Source organism: Brevibacillus sp. NPDC058079 (assembly GCF_042885155.1).
In the GTDB taxonomy this organism is placed as follows: domain Bacteria; phylum Bacillota; class Bacilli; order Brevibacillales; family Brevibacillaceae; genus Brevibacillus.
The window spans coordinates 125,290-145,821 of sequence record NZ_JBHVSO010000011.1; the positions used below are offsets into that span (position 1 = coordinate 125,290).

Consider the following 20,532-nt stretch of genomic DNA (forward strand, 5'->3'; position numbering starts at 1 on the left):
CGCATTCAAGGGGGACTATTTCATGAAAGAACAATTTTTATTAAGCAGCGATCATCCGATCCTGAGCAACCATAAAGCCTTTGGTCAGGAACTGCTGCCCGGTCCGGCTTATGTCGACCTGATCTACCAAGTATTTCGGGATAACGGGTACGATTGGAGAGAGCTGGAGCTTTGCCATGTATCGATTTATCATCCCTTGGCGGTGGGTCACGATTACGAGGTGCTGATCGATATTGTTGTGGAAGAGAAGGAAGCGGGATGCTGGAGCATCGTTGTAGAAGGCCGCGAATCGCGGGATGGAGCGGTCAGCCTGGAGGCGAAACGATATGCCGATGCCCAAATGCGGAAGATTCAACCCGTTTCATTTGATAAGACGATCAATCTTGGGCAAGCCATGAATCAGGCGGATGCTTCCGTCGATCTAGAGGAGGTCTATGCGCAGTTTCGTGCGCTAGGCCTCATCCATACCGGCATGATGAAAGCAGAAGGGCAAACCTTCCAAACCTCAACAGGCGTGCTCATCGAGCTTGCATTGGATCGCAATTCGCGCGACAGCGCCGAAGCCGTGCTGTTTCATCCCGTCTTGTTAGATGCAAGCGGTGCAGGTGCCTCGATATTGCTGCGAACGCATGTCGGGGAAGAGCAGCAATTGTTTCTGCCCTTATATATTGAATCCTTTCGTGCGGAGCAGCTCATTCAAGAGCGCTGCTATACACAGGTTCTCGCTTCCAGTGTTCAACGAAAGAACGAATTGCTCAGCATGACGCTGGAGCTATTCGACAGCAAGGGCCGCAAAGTAGCAGAAATGAAAAACTACACGGTGAAGCTGGTGAGGGCGGCATCCGGGATCGGTTCATCTGCCGTCTCCGGAGGTGGAGATGACCCGTCCGTCACAGTACCGGCGCCAGTCAAAGCGGGGCATGCTCTCAGCGGGGAGCGCACTTCCGCCGTTCAGGCGGCCGTTTTTCTGGCCGGCATCTTGGCTGAGCGCTTGAATATGGCTGAAGCGGATATCGATCGGAACGCGGGCTATTATGAGATGGGATTGGATTCCCCAGGCTTGCTGGAGATGGTTAAGAGAATTGAAGCGAAGGTAGGCGTATCGCTTCCGCCTACGCTGCTTTTTGAATATACGACGATTGCAGACCTATCCGTTTACTTGGCCGAACACTACGCTTCGGCATTCGCGGATGAAAGCTTCGCACCGGCACCGGGCGATGGAATCGATGCCTCCCGATTGCAGCTTGAAGAACATCGGGACAACAGGATGACACCTGCAGATTCCAGCAGCCGCGCAGAGGCATCAACATCGCAAGAAGAGGATATTGCAATCATCGGAATGTCAGGCCGTTTTCCAGAGGCAAGCGATCTCCGCGAGTTTTGGCAAAATCTGAAGGACGGCAAAGACTGCATCAGCGAAATTCCCCCTTCACGATGGGATTGGAAACAGTTTGAAGACTTAAAGTCTCCTTCGGGTAAAGGGGTTTCCAGATGGGGCGGCTTCATTGATGACCCGGATTGCTTTGATGCGCCGTTCTTTCGCATATCGCCTCGCGAAGCGGAATTCATGGACCCGCAGGAGCGGATTTTTCTTGAAACCTGCTGGGAAGCCATTGAAGATGCTGGATACCGTCCGTCCAGCCTCGTAACGCCAAGAGGACCGAACAAACGGAACCTTGTCGGCGTGTTCGCCGGTATTATGCATAAGGATTATGCGCTACTCGGGTCGGATCTTATGGCGCAAGGCGTGCTATTCCCGCTTTCTTTGAGCTACTCGTACGTGGCGAACCGGGTTTCCTATTCGCTTAATTTTCATGGCCCCAGTCTGGCAGTCGATACGCTGTGCTCCGCATCGCTGACAGCTGTCCACATGGCAGTAGAGAGCATCCGGCGCGGAGAATGTGAAGCTGCAATTGCGGGCGGTGTCAACTTGTCGCTTCACCCCGGCAAATATAAAACGTTCGGCATGGCCAACATGCATTCGAGCGACGGTTATTGCCGCACGTTCGGTAAAGACGGCGACGGATTCACATCCGGAGAAGGGATTGGCGCGGTCGTACTAAAACCGCTCAGCGCGGCCGTCAAGGATGGCGATCAGATATATGCCGTTATCAAAGGCAGTTCAATTAACCATGTGGGTACGGTTAGCGGCATTACGGTGCCCAGTCCGGTTTCGCAAGCTGAATTGATTGAAGACTGCCTGAATAAGGCTAATATTCATCCGAGAACGATCAGCTATCTGGAAGCGCACGGCACAGGCACGTCGCTCGGCGATCCCATCGAAATCCAAGGACTGGTTAAAGCTTATTCCCGCTATACGGATGACCGTCAATATTGCGCTATCGGTTCGGTCAAATCCAACGTCGGTCACGGCGAGTCCGCCGCCGGGGTTTGCGGATTGATTAAGGTTGCGCTACAGATGCATCATAAAACGTTAGTGCCGTCGCTACATTCCGGCGAAACGAATCCATATATCGATTTTGAGCAATCGCCATTCTATATCCAGCGACAGGTAGAACAATGGGAGCAGCCTCGGCTGATCGAAGCAGGAAAGGAAACGGTATACCCGAGAAGGGCAGGGATCAGCTCCTTTGGCGCCTACGGCTCAAATGCGCATGTCATTCTAGAGGAATGGGTGCCGCAGCAGGCTTCTTCCGCGAGCGGCGAGCCGTCTGCCGTCATTGTGCCGTTATCGGCCAAAAATGAAGATCGCTTGAAAGCGTATGCGGATCGGTTAGCGCGGTTCCTTGCAGATGAGGCTGGATACGTGGCTAGCGTTAAGGAAATGGAATCACAGAGCGGGCTGGCAGCCAATATTCTGCGAATGGTTTCAACTGTTCTGAAGGTGGAAGAACAAGACATCGATTTCGATCAAGACTGGTCGGAATACGGCATGGAGACGGCTCACCTGTCTGCTGTCCGGGATCAACTGCTGCGGGAATATGAAATCGAGAGCGAAAGCGAAAGCATCGATTGGTACGAGCTTCGATCAATCTCTGATGCCGCCGAATCGCTGCATCTGATCCTGAATCGCAATCGTCATGCGGAAGGCGGGGCATCTCAGGAGATGAGCTTGTCGTCCATTGCGTATACGCTTCAGACCGGACGCGAAGAAATGGAAGAGCGGGTTGTCTTTCTAGTCAGCAGCATCCGGGAACTGGTCGAGAAATTGAAAGCATATGCGGATGGTAAACCTTCTGTTCCGAACTGCTGGAGAGGTCAGCTGAAGAAGAAGTCCGGCGTGCTGGCGGAAGTGGCGAAGACGGACGACCGTTGGTTCACAGAAGGAAACATGGCTGAAATCGCACAGTGTTGGGCTCAGGGCGGCGATATCGAATGGGGACGGCTTTACCGTGCCGATAAACCGAGAAAAATGCATCTTCCGACCTATCCTTTTGCGAAAAACCGATACTGGCTGCCGGTTGCGGCGAAACCGCAGGACAGCCTGCCAACAGCGGTACAGCAAGCAGGAAGCACAACCAAAGCGGCAAGTCCGATCTCGCCTCAGGGAGAAAGCTCAGCCGTAATTGACGCTAACCAACGTATCGTGGAAGCTGACGCAGGTGCCGGTTCGCAGGATATGCTGCGGCAGTTTACTCCGGTGTGGGATACGTTCACCGTTGAGTCGGAAGGCGACTTTTTCCCTGCCGTAACGGAACGGATCGCTGTATTTGGTCTCTGCAACGAACGTTTCGCGCAAATCCTAGCCCTATATCCGGGTTCCGTAAATTTGGGTAATGACGAAGACGCATCCGTGGCTGATATCAAGCGGAAGATTTCCGGCTTTGAGGATATCGGACATTTTATATGGGCAGTTCGTGATCCTGCTGCTAATGACGGTGTCTTGGACGATGCGCTGATTACCGCTCACAATCAGACTACGCTCAGCTGCTTCCGGTTTATTCAAGCGCTGTTGCAATCCGGCTACGGTTCAAGGCCCGTCGGTCTCACGGTCATCACGACCCAGGCCCAAGCGGTATACAAGAAAGACATCATAAAACCGGCACAGGCAGGCGTTCACGGACTGATCGGCTCGCTTGCTAAAGAATATCCAAACTGGATGATTCGTCTTATCGACTTGGAGTCGGATTCGACATGGCCGGTGTCCGAGATGTTCCGGGTCCCTGCAGACCGGAAAGGCGGGGCTGCAGTATACAGAGGGCGTGAGTGGCACCGTATGCAGCTGATTCCAACTGTTCTTCCCGCTCCGAAGGCGCCGGTGTACCGGAATGGAGGCGTATATGTCGTCATCGGCGGCGCCGGCGGGATCGGCATGGTATGGTCGGAGTATATGATTCGTACCTATCAAGCGCAAATCGTATGGATTGGCCGCAGCCCGATGAATGACGCCATTCGAACCAAAATTCACAGTCTTTCAGATCGTGGTCCCGAGATTCGGTATTGGAGTGCAGACGCATCGGACATCCATTCGCTCTCGCAGGCTTATGTCGAGATTAAGCAGCGCTTTGGCTCTGTAAACGGCGTCGTTCATTCGGCAATGGTATTAAACGAGTATAGCTTGGCTGAAATGGATGAGGTTGCTCTTCAAGCTGCGCTCTCCGCTAAAGTTGACGTGAGCGTCAGGATGGCGCAGGTATTTCGCGAGGAACGGCTGGATTTCGTACTTTTCTTCTCGTCGCTCATTAGCTTCATTAAGAATCCACAGCAGGCTCATTATGCGGCCGGTTGTGTCTTTAAGGATGCTCTCGCGCACTTGCTGGCACAGCAGTGGTCTTGCAGTGTTAAAGTTCTGAACTGGGGATTTTGGTCAAGCGACAAGGTCGAGGATACGGAACAATACCGGATGCTGCAGGAGCTTGGAATCGGGCTGATCGAGCCGGAGGAAGCGATGCAGGCGATCGAGAGAGTGCTTGACCAGCCGCAATTGCAGCTGGCTGTCATGAAAACGACGAAGCCGATCCCCGTCGAAAGCATGAATCCCAAAGAAGAAATTACGGCTCTTGCTGCAGGGCAGCGGTCAGCTGAAGCAGGCCGAAGCCTGCCTGCCGCCTCTGAGCGACCCGATATCGGACAGCTGAAGCGTGAGAACGCGGAGAAGACGGATGAGATGAACGCACTTCTTGGCAGGCTGTTGTTCGTGCAGCTTCGACAAACGGGGTTATTCGCTTCCGGAACGTTCGATCTGAAACAGGCAATGGCTGTTTCAGGAATCGCCGAAGAGCTGTATGCCGAATGGCTGAGTCAGAGCGTTACTGTTCTCGTAGAGCTCGGGCTGCTGTCCCGCAGCGGCCATCTTCTGTCGGTTACGTCAGTCACGGCAAGCACCGAACACGGGACGGTATGGGAGCAGTGGAGGCAGCATACCGCTAAATGGCGGGAGGACGAGAAAACAAGAGCGCAAATCGTATTGGTAGAAACAACGCTGAAGTCCTTGCCGGCCGTCCTTACAGGGAAATCCGCAGCGACTGACGTGCTCTTTCCGAACTCGTCAATGGAACTTGTAGAGGGGATTTACAAGAGCAATCCGGTAGCCGATTATTTCAACGATGTAGTGGCCGAGGCAGCCCTGCATGTAGTCAGACAGCGTGTACAGGAAAATCCGCAGGCGCAAATTCGTATTCTGGAAATCGGCGCGGGCACAGGCGGTACGTCTGCGGGCGTGCTTGCCAAGCTTGCTCTCTATAAGACCCATATTGCGGAATACTGCTATACCGATCTATCCAAAATGTTCCTGCTCCATGCGCAGAAGGAATACGGACCTAGCTATCCGTTCCTGACGTATCGCACGTTCAACGTCGAGCAAGCTCTTGCGCAGCAAGGCGTTGATGCCGGTCAGTATGATCTTGTCATAGCCGCGAACGTCCTTCATGCTACGCGTAACATGCGGACGACGGTTCGCAACACCAAAGCGGCATTGAAGCCCGGAGGATGGCTGCTTTTAAATGAAATAAGCAGCGGCGCCCTATTTACCCATCTTACGTTCGGACTGCTGGAAGGCTGGTGGCTGTATGACGATCCCGGCATTCGGATCCCGGGCAGTCCGGCGCTCTCGCCCGAAAGCTGGCAGCAGCTGCTTGAGAGGGAGGGCTTCGGTGCGATCGGCTTCCTAGCCCGGGATCATCACGACCTGGGACAGCAAATCGTTGCGGCGCAAAGCGATGGAATCATCAGACAGTCTAGATGGGAACAGCGGAAAGGAATAAGCGCTCAGCAGTCTGTAACCCAATCCGTTTCAACATTGACGAAAGAGCGGAATGATGTAGCACATGCGGATTCCAGAAGCGAAAGCGAAGACAGCTTATTTGCCTTGAATGAGCAGATGCTCCAGGATGAAATCAAATCGTTGATCGCCTCCCAGCTGGCGGAAACGCTGAAGCTGGATGAATCATCGCTCGATATGGATGACTCTTTCGCAGACTACGGGCTTGATTCCATTTCCGGTGTGCATATCGTCAATACGCTTAACGAACGTTTGCAGATTGAGATGAAGACGACCATTCTTTTTGACTACAGTTCGATCAATCAACTGGCCGGTTATTTGCTGTCTGCGCATAAAGAGGCTGTCGTGTCCGCATTTAGCGACCGACTCGCTGCCGTTTACGAGCAAGGTTCAATTCCTCTTGAAAGGGAGGAGCAAGCTGTCCATTTCGAATCCTTGCAAACGAAGGCGTCCGCGCAGCCGGCCGAGGCAGCTGTATCCGTTCGGGCTGCGGAAGCAGCAGTTAAAGAACCCATCGCCATAATCGGAATGAGTGGCCGTTTTGCCAAATCGAACACGCTGGATGAATTGTGGGACCATTTGGCTCAAGGTCATGATCTTGTTGAAGAAGTTACCCGGTGGGATCTATCGAAGTATGCACCCAAAGGCATGCCTTACTGCAATCACGGCAGCTTCTTGGATGAGATCGATAAGTTCGATCCGTCCTTCTTTAATATTTCCGGACTCGAGGCTACCTATATGGATCCGCAGCAGCGCATGTTCCTGGAGGAATCATGGAAGGCGCTGGAGGATTCGGGTTATGCGGGCCAGAGCGTAGAGGGTCGTGCCTGCGGCGTGTATGTCGGCTACAATATCGGCGACTATGTGCACCATATCGGAGACAACTCGCCTCCGCAAGCGATGTGGGGGAATGCTCCATCCATTATTCCAGCCAGAATCGCCTATTATTTAAATCTACAGGGGCCGGCCGTTACGGTGGATACCGCCTGCTCCAGCTCGCTCGTATCCATCCATCTTGCCTGCCAAGGCTTATGGACCGGCGAGACCGAGATGGCGCTGGCAGGGGGCGTATTTATCCAAACGACGCCAACGTTTTATATCAATTCCAACCGGGCCGGCATGCTGTCTCCTTCGGGCAAATGTCACACGTTCGATAATCGGGCGGACGGCTTCGTGCCTGGCGAAGGGGTCGGGGTCGTCGTTCTGAAGCGGCTGAAGGATGCTATTGCCGACGGCGATCATATCCACGGGGTTATTAAGGGTTCGGGCATTAACCAGGACGGGACGACAAACGGCATAACCGCTCCAAGCGCCAATTCACAGGAACGGCTGGAAAAGTCCGTCTATGAGCGTTTCGCCATTCATCCGGAGCAGATTCAAATGGTGGAGGCGCATGGCACCGGAACCCGTCTCGGCGATCCGATCGAGTTCGAAGCATTGAACAGTGCCTTCAGCCATTACACGGATAAAAAGCAGTTCTGCGCGATCGGCACAATAAAAACAAATATTGGTCATACAACCGCAGCTGCAGGTGTCACAGGCGTTTTCAAAATTTTGCTGTCGCTGCGAAACCGGCAAATCCCGCCTTCCTTGCATTATGAGACGGGCAATGCGCATATCAAGTTTTCCAGCAGCCCGTTCTATGTCAATACGGAGATTAAAGATTGGGCGGTTCCATCGGGTTCAAGGCGGATTGCAGCCACCAGCTCCTTCGGCTTCAGCGGCACCAATGCGCATATGGTCATTGAGGAGGCTCCAGCTCCTTTGCGCATGCATGCATCGAGGCCGTTTTATCTCATTACGCTGTCAGCCCGCAGCCGGGAACAGCTGAAGCAGCAAGCCGAGAGGCTGTTGGAGCATTGCCAGCGGGTACCTGGCATTGATGCGGGAAACATCAGCTATACACTGCTGGTTGGGCGCCGTCACATGAATCACCGGTTGGCCTTTATCGTCAAAGACGCTGAAGAGTTAAAACAGCTGCTCTCCAACTGGCTATCGCGCGGTAAAATGGCGCAGGTGTACGTATCCGAGTTAGCGGAAAACGACGTTCGCGAGCAGCAATCGTTAAAGCGGTTCGGCAATGCCGCGATCGAGAGCTGCCAAACGTGCACGAATCCAGGCTTGTATCTGGAGCATCTGTCCACGGCAGCCGAATTGTATGTTCAAGGCTATGCGCTGAATTACAGTCAGCTGTTTGCCTGCGACTCCTATTCGCGTGTTCCGCTTCCGACATATCCGTTTGCCAAAGAGCGTTACTGGGTTTCGAATACTGACTATCCGCCGCAGGAACCACAAAGACGCAAACCTATGAAAGCGTCTAGCGAATCTTTGCCTCTGAACCTTCAGCGCGCTTCGTTGAGCGACACTTCAGGCCTTTTGTTTCAAACGGTTCTGACGGGGACGGAGTTTTTCTTGACGGATCATTCAGTTCGAGGTCGAAAGGTGCTACCTGCCGTCACCTATCTGGAGATGGCGCGGGCGGCTGTGACGGAAGCATACGAAAAAGAATCAGGTCAGCCAACGTCACCCGTCTTGCTGCGGCATATCGGATGGGCGCAGCCAATCGTCGTGGAAGATCGTTCCGTCACAGTGAACATTCATCTACAGCGTAATTCCGAAGCGGACTTCTTCTTCGAAATTTATACGGAAGCACCGGGTCATCCGGCGGGAAGAACGGTTCACTGTCAAGGAACAGCGGCATTAAGCGAATCCGTTCAAGTGGCGCATACCGAATTGCTCGAAGAACATCAGGCTAGATGTGACGTCGGACTCATCACCGGCGACCAATGTTATGACATGCTTGGCCGGCTAGACATGGATTACGGACCTGGCCATCGTGCTATTGACCGAATCCAGGTCGGTAAAGGCGAGCTGCTGGCCCGTTTGGAAATTGCGGATTCCGCCTTGTCCACACTGGAGCATTATGTGCTTCATCCGGGCATGATCGATTCGGCGCTGCAAGCATCAATCGGAATGGCCGCATTACCTGTAGATTCGGAAGGAGGAACCGGCTCGGAAGCAGCATTAAGGCCGGGACTTCCTTATGCACTGGACCGTTTGGTGATTTTGGGTCCAAGTACAGCGGTCATGTGGGCATGGATTCGAAGAAGCTCCGGAAGCACCACAACAGGAGCGATTCAAAAGCTTGATATCGACATCTATGATGAATATGGAAAACACTGCGCGATGCTGCAAGGCCTCTCTTCGCGTCAATTGGAAGAGGAATCGGAAGCGGCAATGGCTATGGAAGAAAACGCTCCGCTTCTATGGAATCCGGCATGGGCCGAACGCAATGATGAAGACCGAAGCGAAGCGTGCACAATCACCCGGCGGTATATGTATCTGCTGGAAGAAAACCAAAGCATGAACGGGCAGCTGGCCCGAGCGTTCCCTGAGGCGGCGTGCAAGGTGCTGAAAGCAGAAGGGCCGGTGATCGAGAAACGGTATGCCGGCTATGCGGAGCAGCTCATGGTTGACATTCAGAAGATCTTAAGGGACAAGTTTGGCGGTCAGACACTGATCCAGCTGCTGATCCCCGCTTCCGGTGAGCAGCAGCTATACGCCGGATTAGCCGGTATGTTGAAGACGGCGCATCTGGAGAATCCGAATGTATGGTGCCAGTTAATCGAATTTGATGCAACCGTCTCATCCGATCAACTGCTTTCCTTTATAGAGATTGACGGCCGTCATCCATCGGTCAGCCATATTCGCTATGAAGGAAGCCGGAGGTATGAAGCGGTAATCGAAGGCCTGAATACGGCGGACGTTGTGGTGGAAGCGCCGTGGAAGGACAGAGGCGTCTACCTCATCACGGGCGGTGCCGGGGGACTTGGATTGATCTTCGCACAGGATATCGCTAGGAAATCCCGTGAAGCGGCAATCATTCTAACCGGAAGGTCAGAGCTTGACCGTAACCGTCAGGCCCAATTGGAAACGATTCGCGAATTAGGTGCACACGTGGAGTATCATACCGCAGATGTTCGCAAGGAATCGGACATGGCGGCACTGATGAGTGGAATTGTAGCACGACATGACCGATTGAACGGCATCCTTCATGCTGCAGGTATGAAGAAGGATAGCTTCCTGATCCATAAAACAACAGACGATTTGATTGCTGTCTTGGGACCTAAAGTGGATGGGCTCATAGCATTGGACAAAGCAACAAGCGGGCTGGAGCTCGACTTCTTTATTCTGTTTTCCTCGCTTTCCGGATGCCTCGGAAACTATGGGCAGGCGGATTATGCGGCAGCAAACGGGTTTATGGATGCCTTCGCCGCTTATCGGAATGAGCTGGCAGCGGCTGGCCAGCGGCAAGGACATACGCTTTCGGTGAATTGGCCGCTGTGGCAGGAAGGCGGCATGACCGTCGATCCCGCAACGGAAGCGATGATGGAGCAGCGCGTGGGAATGAAAGCGATGCAGAGCCAGCAGGGCATTCAAGCGCTTTACGCTGCGCTAGCAAGCGGGAAGCACCAAGTTGCGGTGACGAACATGGCTTTGAGCACAACGCCGCTCAAGGAAGAGTTGGCGACAGCGCAGCAAGCTCCCGCGGCCGAGTGGCAATCAGATAGAGATAACCTGCTCGGACCAGACGAGTTGTATGAGAGAACGATGCACTACTTAAGGGAGACCCTGTCATCCTATATACGCATGCCGCTGCATCGTATGGATACCAAGACTTCTTTCAGCAAGTTTGGCATTGACTCGATTATGGCGATGCAGCTTACGGCACAGCTTGAGAACGAATTAGGCTCGCTGCCGAAAACCTTGTTCTTCGAGTATGAAAATATACAAGCGCTGAGTGAATATCTTCTCGGTCATTATGAGCGTAAGCTCCGTCAGCTGCTTGCGCCCGAGCTAACGCAAGTGATAACAAAGGCAGCTTCACCGGTCTTAGCGGCTGCTCATTTATCCGTTACGCCGGCTCCAGCGGCGACAAAACCAGTGTTAAAGCCAGCGACGCTGATCCGCGAGGAGATATCCGAGCGTCAACCTGCGTCCGATATCGCGATCATCGGATTGTCGGGCCGCTATCCGGGAGCGGACGATTTAGACCAGTTCTGGGACAATCTGAAGAGCGGGAAGGATTGTATTGAAGAAATACCCGCTGTTCGTTGGCAAAGCGGCAAGTATTATGATCCTGAGAAAGGCAAGCCGGGCAAGAGCTACTGTCAGTGGGGCGGGTTTCTGAAAGATATCGATCAATTCGATCCGATCTTCTTCCAGCTCTCACCCATGGAAGCGTCTTATATAAACCCGCAAGAGCGGCTGTTTCTCGAGTCCGTATGGAACACGCTAGAGCAAGCGGGATATACAAGCCAGACGCTTGAGCATGAGTACGGCAGCAAAGTCGGCGTGTATGCCGGTTGTATGTACAATCATTATCATTTGCTTAATAAGGACCCGGCGAAGGAGCCGCTTCTTGCTCTGTCCTCGTATAGCTCCATCGCCAACCGGGTGTCCCATTTCTTTAATCTCAAAGGTCCGAGCATCGCTGTCGATACGATGTGCTCTTCCTCGGCGGTCGCGATCCATATGGCATGCGAAAGCTTGCGGAAGGGGGAATGCGAGCTGGCGATCGCTGGCGGTGTCAATCTTTCGATTCATCCGCAAAAGTATGTCGGCTTAAGCATGTCGCGTTTGGCTGGCAGTCATCCTGGAAGCAGAAGCTTCGCGGACGGGGACGGTTATTTGCCATCGGAAGGAGTCGGTTCGGTCCTATTAAAACCGCTGGTCAAAGCCATCGAGGATGGTGATTCCATTTTAGCGGTGATTAAATCAACCGCCGTCAATCATGGCGGACAGACAAACGGCTACGGAGCGCCGAATCCGAATTCGCAAGCCCAACTGATGGAAGATAGCATGCGCCAGGCCGACATAAAACCAGAGTCGATCAGCTATATCGAGTGTGCGGCTAACGGGTCATCCATCGGCGATGCAGTTGAAATAGCAGCGATGAACAAGGTGTACCGCAGCCATTCCGGTACGAAGCGTGCTCTGCCGATTGGGTCCGTCAAATCCAACATCGGGCATGGGGAAGCTGCCTCGGGCATCGCCCAATTAACAAAAGTCGTTCTTCAGTTAAAGCATAGGCAGCTTGTTCCGACAATCGGCTCGGACACAGCCTTGAATCCGAATTTGCGCCTTGAGGAAACGAATTTCCGTATTCAGCGGCGTTTAGAGGACTGGCAGCAGACGGAAAATGAAGCGCCACGTGGCGGGAAATTCCCGCTTCGCGCGGCGATCAGCTCCTTTGGTGCCGGCGGTACGAATGCTCATCTGATTGTCGAGGAATATGTGCCGCCTGCTGAAGAGCCGTCTGTACAGGAAACTGGAGATCAATTATTGATCCTCTCGGCCAAAAGCCGGGAACGTCTGAAGGAAGCCGTGTACCATGTACGTCAGTATGTGAAGCGGAACGAGGAGCTTTCGTTGGACGATCTGGCCTATACGCTGCAGGTCGGTCGTGAATCCACGGACTTCCGCCTTGCTGTAACAGCTAGCAGCAGGGAAGAATTGATGGCAGCGCTCTCGTACTATCTTGATGATACCGGCAGTTCGGTTCCGCTATCCGGGAGCTTCGGGTTATACGAAGGAAATGCGGGCGGACCTCCGGATGATATGCTCAGGCTCCTTTCTGGTAAAAACGGCCGGCTGTATATGAAGCACTTGATGGATGAATATGATGTCGAGAAGCTTGCCATCTACTGGTCAAAGGGCGGCGATATGGACTGGAGGGAATTGTATCGCAGCCGAAGAAAGGGGAGAATCGTACCATTGCTCACTTACCCGTTCGTCAAGCAGCGTTGCTGGCTTGAATCCCAACCGGAAGCGGGCTTAGAGCGGACCGAAGCTGAGATGAGCAAGAACGATGAGATGAGCGCACAAAAGGCTCAGCTTGCCATGAACGGGAATGATGCAAAGACGATCGTCTTAAACAGCGTCGCTCTACTTCTTGGCATGAAGCCGAAAGAGATTCAACCCGATAAGCGATTGATGTATTACGGATTGAGTTCGCTTCATCTCGCGCAATTGCTTGCAGGACTGCAGAAAGTGGCTGCTCCATCGATGGAGCTCCCCGATCTGTTGACTTGTGAAACGATTCAAGACTTGATCGACAAGGTGCAAGCGAACTTCCCGCCGGAAATCGATGATCTTCATGTTGACGGCTCTTTTTTGGAGGAGAACTTCAATCAGCAGATCATTCGGCTCAATCCTATTACGGATGGAAGGCCGGTATTTTGGATTCATGGCGCATCCGGAGGCGTGGAAGTATATCGTTCTTTAGCCGCGTATGCGAAAAGACCGTTCTACGGTATCCAATCGTTCGGTGATACCGGCGATGAAGCACCTGAGGGCATAGTGGCTATTGCTTCACAATATGTCCGACTCATCCAAGCGATTCAGCCGGAGGGCCCTTATGAGCTTGGCGGATATTCGCTCGGCGGTATGTTGGCCTACGAAATGACGCGTCAGCTGCAGGAAGCGGGTGAGACCGTATCGTCTTTGGTCATGCTGGATACGATGTTTAGCCCGGAGGTCCAGAGTACGACCCTCGATCAGAATTCTATAGCCCTGCAAACCGTTAACATGGCGTTGGCAGCCGCCCATGGCTTTGCCTCGACCGATGAGAAAGGTCATCTCATCCATAGGGATGAGATTGATGGCGACAACGGATTCGATGTATTCTTTGAACGTCTAACCGAGCTAGCCGAGCATAGAGGACTGGATATTCCTAAGCGGCTGATGGAGAAGCAATTCGAGCGTCAGTTTTCCATGCAGCAGCGCTACGGGTTGATAGACTATAAGCTTCTGCCTCTGCCTCGGCCTGATGAGGTGACCTGCTATTACTTCCGAAACCAGAGTGGGGTGTTCATGGGACCATGGGAACCTTATTTAACGGCAAAAGAAGGGGCAGTTCCGTTCGACCATCTGCCTTACTGGGAGGAATGGGTTAGACAGATCCCACAGGCGTACGTGATGGACGTTGAAGCCTCGACACATATGACAATGCTCGAAGACGAAGCCGCAAGACAAACGATTTATGCGTTCTGCGAGAAACTTTATGGAAAGCGGCCGCTTTCGGCACGTTTTTTACAATCCTTCTATAAGCAGCACGCCATGTTCGTATAATACACTGACAAAAGCGAGGTACGCAGATGCGTATCTCGCTTTTTTTGTTTCGGCAAGCCAAAATTTTTCTGCGGCGACTGAGAAACTTTGGGCAATTTTGAGGCGTGTCAATGAAGATGAACGACGATAATATGTAGTCTAGGGTGACAGTAAATATAGCAATGACAGATGAGAAAAAACACCCGCTCTCACGAGTAGGTGTCATTATGCATGTTTACTCTAACTACCACTATCCTCTATAAGTAAGGATATAAAAGTCTGATGTAGCAGTTGTAATGACCCAGCCTGGTGGAATTTGGGTAATTTTTGCGGTCTGTACGGTCGTTCCAATGCTTGCCCCTCCCACATACATCCATACAAAGTAATCCGAAGTTGCTTGGGTGATCACCCAATTTGCTGGAATTCGAGTGAACTTTGCAGTCTGTACGGTCTGTCCAAAGCTTGCTCCTCCTACATACATCAGTTGATAAAAATCCGAAGTTGCTAGAGTAATCACCCAGTTTTCTGGAACTTGGGTTATTTTTGCGGTCTGAATTGAATGTCCGAAGCTTGCTCCTCCTACATACGTCCATACAAAGAAATCACTTGTTGCAAGAGTGATCACCCAGTCTTTTGGAATGGGGGTCGTTCTAGCAGTCTGTACTGTCTGACCCAACCTTGCTCCACCTACATATTGGATGACGTAGTAGTCACTCATTACTGTTGTAATGACCCAATCTGGAGGAATCGGAGTAGATTTTGAAATTTGTCTTGTAGCTCCAAAATTAACACTAGTTATTCTTGATACTTTACGAGAGTCGGTTGAATTATTTTGAAGTAACGTTTCCTGAGAAGATGTAGTGAGTTCAGTAGCCTTGGTAGGAATGGATAAAGACATTGTAACTACTAGTAGACCTAAAGCAGAAACCATACTTTTTTTAAGCATGAACAAAACACCCTCTCATAAGAAATATTTTCTGTTAGGATTCGCTTTTGTCTTATTAAGCCCCTTCAATCATTTGGTGTTTTTTCAATATTTTTACATAAAATGTTATAGACTTAATCGGTCAAATCAACAATTCAAAACAACCTTACTATCGTTTTTTGTATGCGTATCTACATGACAACGCGGCGGAAGCCGAGAAAGAACTAGCAAAAATTACATCGGATAAACTTCGCGGCTACATCACCGTAGTGGTAGAGCTCCATCGCCCATGTGGCGTGACTAAGCAAGCCTATTTCTTCAATATAGCCCACTCGACTATAACAAAATTAAGAATCAGACCAGCCCAAATGTTAACATTCAATACCTCTCCAATGACGGTTTCCATACCATGCGGAAGAGAAAAGCCGTGTAAAATATAGTAGAAAAGGAGTAATACTGGCACTAAAAGTCGCGCGCTTATGGCAACTAATGTCATTCCAAAACTGCGAATCATCCATTTTCGGTGTTCCTCATATTGCCTGTTGATGGCGGTACGGTATCCTTTCCAGCAAGTGAACAGCCAAGCCAAAGATAAGACAAGGAAGCTTGTTGCCTTCATGAAATTTTCTGCATAAAAGATACTCCCTAAAGAGAGTAGTCCGCTGATAAACACACTGTACACATAAACCCTCCCAAGAAAACGATGTATTCTTGGGTTCTTCAGGCGAATGCGGTCGACAAATTGGAAAAAACCAGTGAGAAGAGCAATGAAAGCAGAAACGATATGAGCAACTAATAACGGATAGTGAACAGTGCCGGAAATAATCGTTATTCGACTGTTTGTAGGATCTAATGTTAAATAGGGATACATAAATGGAAGGATAACCACTAGAGATACAAGAAATAATCCCCACCAAATTTTAGGGAGTTTCATGACTTCTTCCCCCCTAGAATATGAGCATGTTTTACGGTGGAGAGAGATCCCCAGAAGAGAAACAAGGCAATAACCGGGTGAAGTGCAGATAGGATTCCTAAGTTAGAGGAATAAATAACGGTCAGGAACTGCGCAACGATCATTAGGTATAATCCGAGACAAATCCAACGAAGATGTACGGGCAACTTTCCAAGGAAAGAGGGAACCAACATGCCGACTGGAATCCATGCAAAATACTGAGCCAAGGTTCTATGCATTTCCCAATGTTCTCCGTTGACGAACAGCCCAAGACCTGCCAGTGATACTTGAACAATAATGAAAGCAAAAAACACCCATGCGAGGACAATAAACATGTACCTCAATATTTTCACACGAGGAGGGGGAAGGGGGATCTTCTCATTCATCTCAAGCATGTAAAAACCGCTCCCATCTGAATAATTTGTCTTACCCCCATCCTAAACGCAAGTTCAAAACAAACCCTAAACGATTTCTAAAAAAAGGATAAAATCTGAACGTCATAACGGCTTATGTATACATTGCATAAAAAAACAAAGACCAACATAGTAAATATCGCCGGTCTTTGACTCATATCAGCTATTAATTAGGCTCTAACACAAAGTAATAGGGTTTGGAGAGAAGATTGTGCAAATGATCGCGTACTTCCACGTTAGGCATTCGGTTTAATGTTTCGCTAATTTCTTGTTTTATGTCGACGTACTGGCTCTCATGCTGCTCTTCCAGGCCCTCTTTTTGTTTCTCCTCGTGAATTACTCTAGCTAAACGATTTGCTATCTGAAATAGCTCTTGATTGGTGTCACCATAACCAGGTTCATTCGCGTTTGCCAAATATCCGCGCATTTCTGCCAACCGAGACAGGGTATCTCGACAGTTCCATACTTGAATATTCTTTTCTCTTGTTTGAGAGCATATCTCAACAAACGGATTTTTCGATAACAAATCCTCTAATGTACCCCATGAATCTGGTCGCATAGATTCTTCGAGTTTTTGCAGACAGTACGCATCAGGAGAGAGTAGCTCTACCACTTCACGAAACGCTGGAATCGAGTTTCGTTGATAGCTTTTGATTCCCCACAAGCTATGTACCTGCAATGCCGTAGCAAATGACTTGCAGTATGTATCGAGCTCTTCTAATCGTTCTTCATCTAGCTTATGACTAGCAAGAATCCTCGCTTTTACCCTATTATCAGGGATGTTTTCATTCGCTTCGCCTAATTGCATGTTTCTTTTGATGTACGTTCGAACCGTGTCTTTTGGTATCGATCTATCCTCTTGAGCACCAAGAATTCCAAAGCGATAAGAGATAAAATCCTCGAATCCTTTACTACTTCCGAATCCATCATCGATGGCATGCAAATCTGGTTGCACTTCCATCATTTCAGCTAGCACCTGCTCCTCAAGACCATAAATGCATGCTTCGATATGTGTCCAGTAGCTTCTGCATTCGTCTTCGCTCCCTAGTACACGTTGATAGACGTCATGGAAGAAGAGGATATGAGCAATTTCGTGGAAGTAATTTTGAAAAGGGAACTTGATGTGATTTCCCTCCAAATACGATCCTGCATTTTGATAGATCCGTCCATGTTCTGGCCGGAATAACGTGGGTAGCGTCGAGTGTAAATCTAAGTATAATCCAATCCCTTCATTGTAACTATGTGCCCAAACAGCTAAATAGGTTGGGCTTAACAACAAAGCGATGGAGTGATTGGTAATTTGAACAGGCAAGTTGAAATAGCCGCCGTTTATTTGAGGCTGTAAGCGTAACCAGGTCATCCCAACTGCTAGAGCCTGATATAAAGGAAATTCACCATCCGCGGATGCTTCTTTACAATATCGTTGAAATTGAAGTATATCGCTTACAATTCCATGGTTCTTAAAACCGTAGTTAGCCTCGAATCTCTCAAGTCCCTCAATAAAATCCTCTGGTGATACCGTTAAAAATACGTTAATTCCATCCACCCAAAGATCGGAACCGATCTCTGATTCCAGCCATGCGTCTGCGTCCTCGGCAAGCTCTCTCAACTGATGATATCTTTCCAACAAATGCGCTTGATTCATAAACTGCACCATCCCGTCATGTTTGCTTACTGCCTGGAAAGTGAGAACTTTATGCAAAAAATTCAAGAGCACACGAGGTGCTCTTGAACAATTGATTACATTCTACATGCAATGGTTAAAATTGGAAGGGGAAGCAATTTCATTCCTTGAACGTTTTGATTATTAGAAAGTTGTGCTTTCACTACCTTTTTCATGGGCAATCCCGTCCTTCCTAGTTTTTATCATTTTATGGAAAGCATGCATGCTTTTTGACTCTCTTACAAGCAAACATCAACAACTACGCGCCATTTCAACGCTTTCATTTCTTGCACTTGTTTGTTCTTGTTTACTGCTACTTTTACGACCTTTTTCATGAGTTTACTCCTCCTTTCCATGGAGATGGAATTATATGAGCTTTTTATCAACAAAAGGCTCATTTGTAATTATAAGGAAAATTGACAATTCATTTCAAGTTAAGAAAAATAAATATTTTCTGAAAAATATAAATTCTATTAATGGTGGCTTATTCCAGGGAAGGTACTTCCTGCTGCGACACTGGGGGTGCTTGTAGTAAACTGTATCAGGGTGTAAGCTTGATTTCCGGTAACTTGGAGTAACTGAGCTCATAGCGATTGGAGTGTCTTTCTCTTACGAGGGGAGCGGTACTTTGAGTTATGTATGTTTGAAAAGAATGTTTATTTAGAGTATAGTATCAAAATGAATAAATGAGGGTTGGGTAACCTACCATCTGAATGAACATTTATGAATGAGAGATAGAGAACAAATAGGAGGATTGTTGTGTCACAGAAAGCGCCAGTTTCTTTTGTAGTTACGATAGGATTCATGTTATTTGCGTTGTTTTTTGGAGCGGGTAATCTAATTTTTCCGCCAATGCTTGGCCAATTAGCAGGAACAAATGTATGGATAGCCAATGCAGGCTTTTTGGTTACAGGGGTTGGGTTACCGTTACTAGCGATCACAGCCTTTGTTTATTCGGGAAAAGACGACTTGCGCTCCTTAGCCAGTCGGGTGCACCCCGTATTCGGAATGGTATTCACGATTGTTTTATATCTAGCAATCGGTCCGTTTTTTGCGATACCTAGATCCGGCAATGTATCGTTTGATATTGGGGTAAAGCCATTTCTATCAGAACAGGCAGGTTCGGCACCGCTGATTCTATTTACCATCCTGTTTTTCGCAATTGCCTGCTTCTTATCGCTCAATCCTATGAAAATTATCCATGTAGTCGGAAAAATCTTAACTCCAATTAAATTAACATTTATCGGAATTATTGCAGTAACGGCTATTCTTTATCCAATTGGAGCCCTTCAAGCCCCGCAAGCAGATTACTCATCCGATGTATTTTTCAAGGGTTTTCAAGAAGGGTATTTAACATTGGATGCGCTTGTAGCTTTTGTTTTTGGAATGATCATCGTGAATGCGATTAAAGAAAAAGGAGTTACTGCCAAAAAACAAGTTTTGGCTGCGTGCGCAAAAGCAACAATGATAGCCGGTTTACTTCTCGCTCTTTTCTATACCGCGCTTTCCTTTATGGGTGCCTCTAGTGTAGAAAAGTTGGGCCACTTGGAAAATGGCGCTGAAGTTTTGGCGAAAGTTTCGAATTACTACTTTGGTTCTTATGGTGCCGTTTTATTGGGATTAATGATTACAGTGGCATGCTTGACTACAAGTGTAGGGCTTATTACAGCCTGCTCTTCTTTTTTTCATTCATTGTTTCCGAAGATTTCTTACAAAAAATTCGCGGTTATTTTGTCTGTATTTAGTACGCTTGTTGCTAATATTGGATTAACGCAACTCATTAAGGTCTCCGTTCCGATCTTAATGACTATGTACCCGATTGCGATCTCGTTACTCTTCTTGACGTTTCTGCACAAAGCATTCAATGGCAGGCCAGAAGTGTATCAAGGAAGTTTACTTTTCACTTTTCTGATTAGTCTGTTTGATGGCTTAAAGGCTGCTGGAGTCGAAAACAGTGTTGTCCATCATTATTTTACTCAGTTCCTTCCACTGTATGACGTAGGCTTGGGCTGGTTGCTGCCTTCTCTTATAGGTGGGGTATGTGGATACATGATCAGTGTATTCCGGAAGAATACGTATCACGTTCAAAAACAGAAGGAGGCATGAATCTAACTTTTCACATAGACACATGCCACTTAGAAGATGCTTTACAAACCCGTCTCTTACCATATAGGAGACGGGTTTTGTTCATAAGTCAATCAGCATCGAGCGATAGTTAAAAATATTTTTATTTTTCTAAAGTTTACTGATTGAAGTTACCGATTTTATGGTATTCTATTTTTTGCT

General features: G+C 49.3%; 6 protein-coding genes. 2 read left to right on the top strand and 4 right to left on the bottom strand.

Translation table 11 applies throughout. The features are described from left to right. Window positions 1–22 precede the first annotated feature (22 nt). The gene (locus tag ACFVS2_RS27290) at window positions 23–14,314 is read left to right on the top strand and encodes an SDR family NAD(P)-dependent oxidoreductase (protein ID WP_390239527.1); all 14,292 of its coding nucleotides are present in this window, start codon (window positions 23–25) and stop codon (window positions 14,312–14,314) included. Window positions 14,315–14,543: 229 nt separating this feature from the next. Here the strand turns inward: ACFVS2_RS27290 and ACFVS2_RS27295 are convergent, their stop codons facing one another. The 4 genes from ACFVS2_RS27295 to ACFVS2_RS27310 form a co-directional block, all read right to left on the bottom strand. Then, entirely contained in the window at window positions 14,544–15,239 is a 696-nt protein-coding gene (locus ACFVS2_RS27295; protein ID WP_390239528.1) for a hypothetical protein, read from the bottom strand. Window positions 15,240–15,528: 289 nt separating this feature from the next. After that, window positions 15,529–16,152, bottom strand: a complete 624-nt coding sequence (locus ACFVS2_RS27300) for a DUF2306 domain-containing protein (RefSeq protein ID WP_390239529.1) — start codon at window positions 16,150–16,152, stop codon at window positions 15,529–15,531. After that, entirely contained in the window at window positions 16,149–16,565 is a 417-nt protein-coding gene (locus ACFVS2_RS27305) for a DUF6220 domain-containing protein (protein WP_390239530.1), read from the bottom strand. Before ACFVS2_RS27305 ends, ACFVS2_RS27300 begins: the two co-directional genes overlap by 4 nt. Window positions 16,566–16,749: 184 nt before the next feature. After that, window positions 16,750–18,228, bottom strand: coding sequence for a hypothetical protein (locus tag ACFVS2_RS27310; protein WP_390239531.1), 1,479 nt, complete (start codon window positions 18,226–18,228; stop codon window positions 16,750–16,752). Between the two features lie 777 nt (window positions 18,229–19,005). Here ACFVS2_RS27310 and brnQ point away from each other — a divergent pair. After that, on the top strand, window positions 19,006–20,352 hold the full coding sequence (gene brnQ, locus ACFVS2_RS27315; protein ID WP_390239532.1) for a branched-chain amino acid transport system II carrier protein: 1,347 nt from the start codon (window positions 19,006–19,008) through the stop codon (window positions 20,350–20,352). Window positions 20,353–20,532: the final 180 nt, after the last annotated feature.

Excerpts from the sequence above, each read along its gene's own strand:
- ACFVS2_RS27290 (WP_390239527.1), top strand. The coding sequence starts at position 23 with ATGAAAGAACAATTTTTATTAAGCAGCGATCATCCGATCCTGAGCAAC.
- ACFVS2_RS27310 (WP_390239531.1), bottom strand. The coding sequence starts at position 18,228 with ATGAATCAAGCGCATTTGTTGGAAAGATATCATCAGTTGAGAGAGCTT.
- ACFVS2_RS27295 (WP_390239528.1), bottom strand. The coding sequence starts at position 15,239 with ATGCTTAAAAAAAGTATGGTTTCTGCTTTAGGTCTACTAGTAGTTACA.
- ACFVS2_RS27300 (WP_390239529.1), bottom strand. The coding sequence starts at position 16,152 with ATGAAACTCCCTAAAATTTGGTGGGGATTATTTCTTGTATCTCTAGTG.
- ACFVS2_RS27305 (WP_390239530.1), bottom strand. The coding sequence starts at position 16,565 with ATGCTTGAGATGAATGAGAAGATCCCCCTTCCCCCTCCTCGTGTGAAA.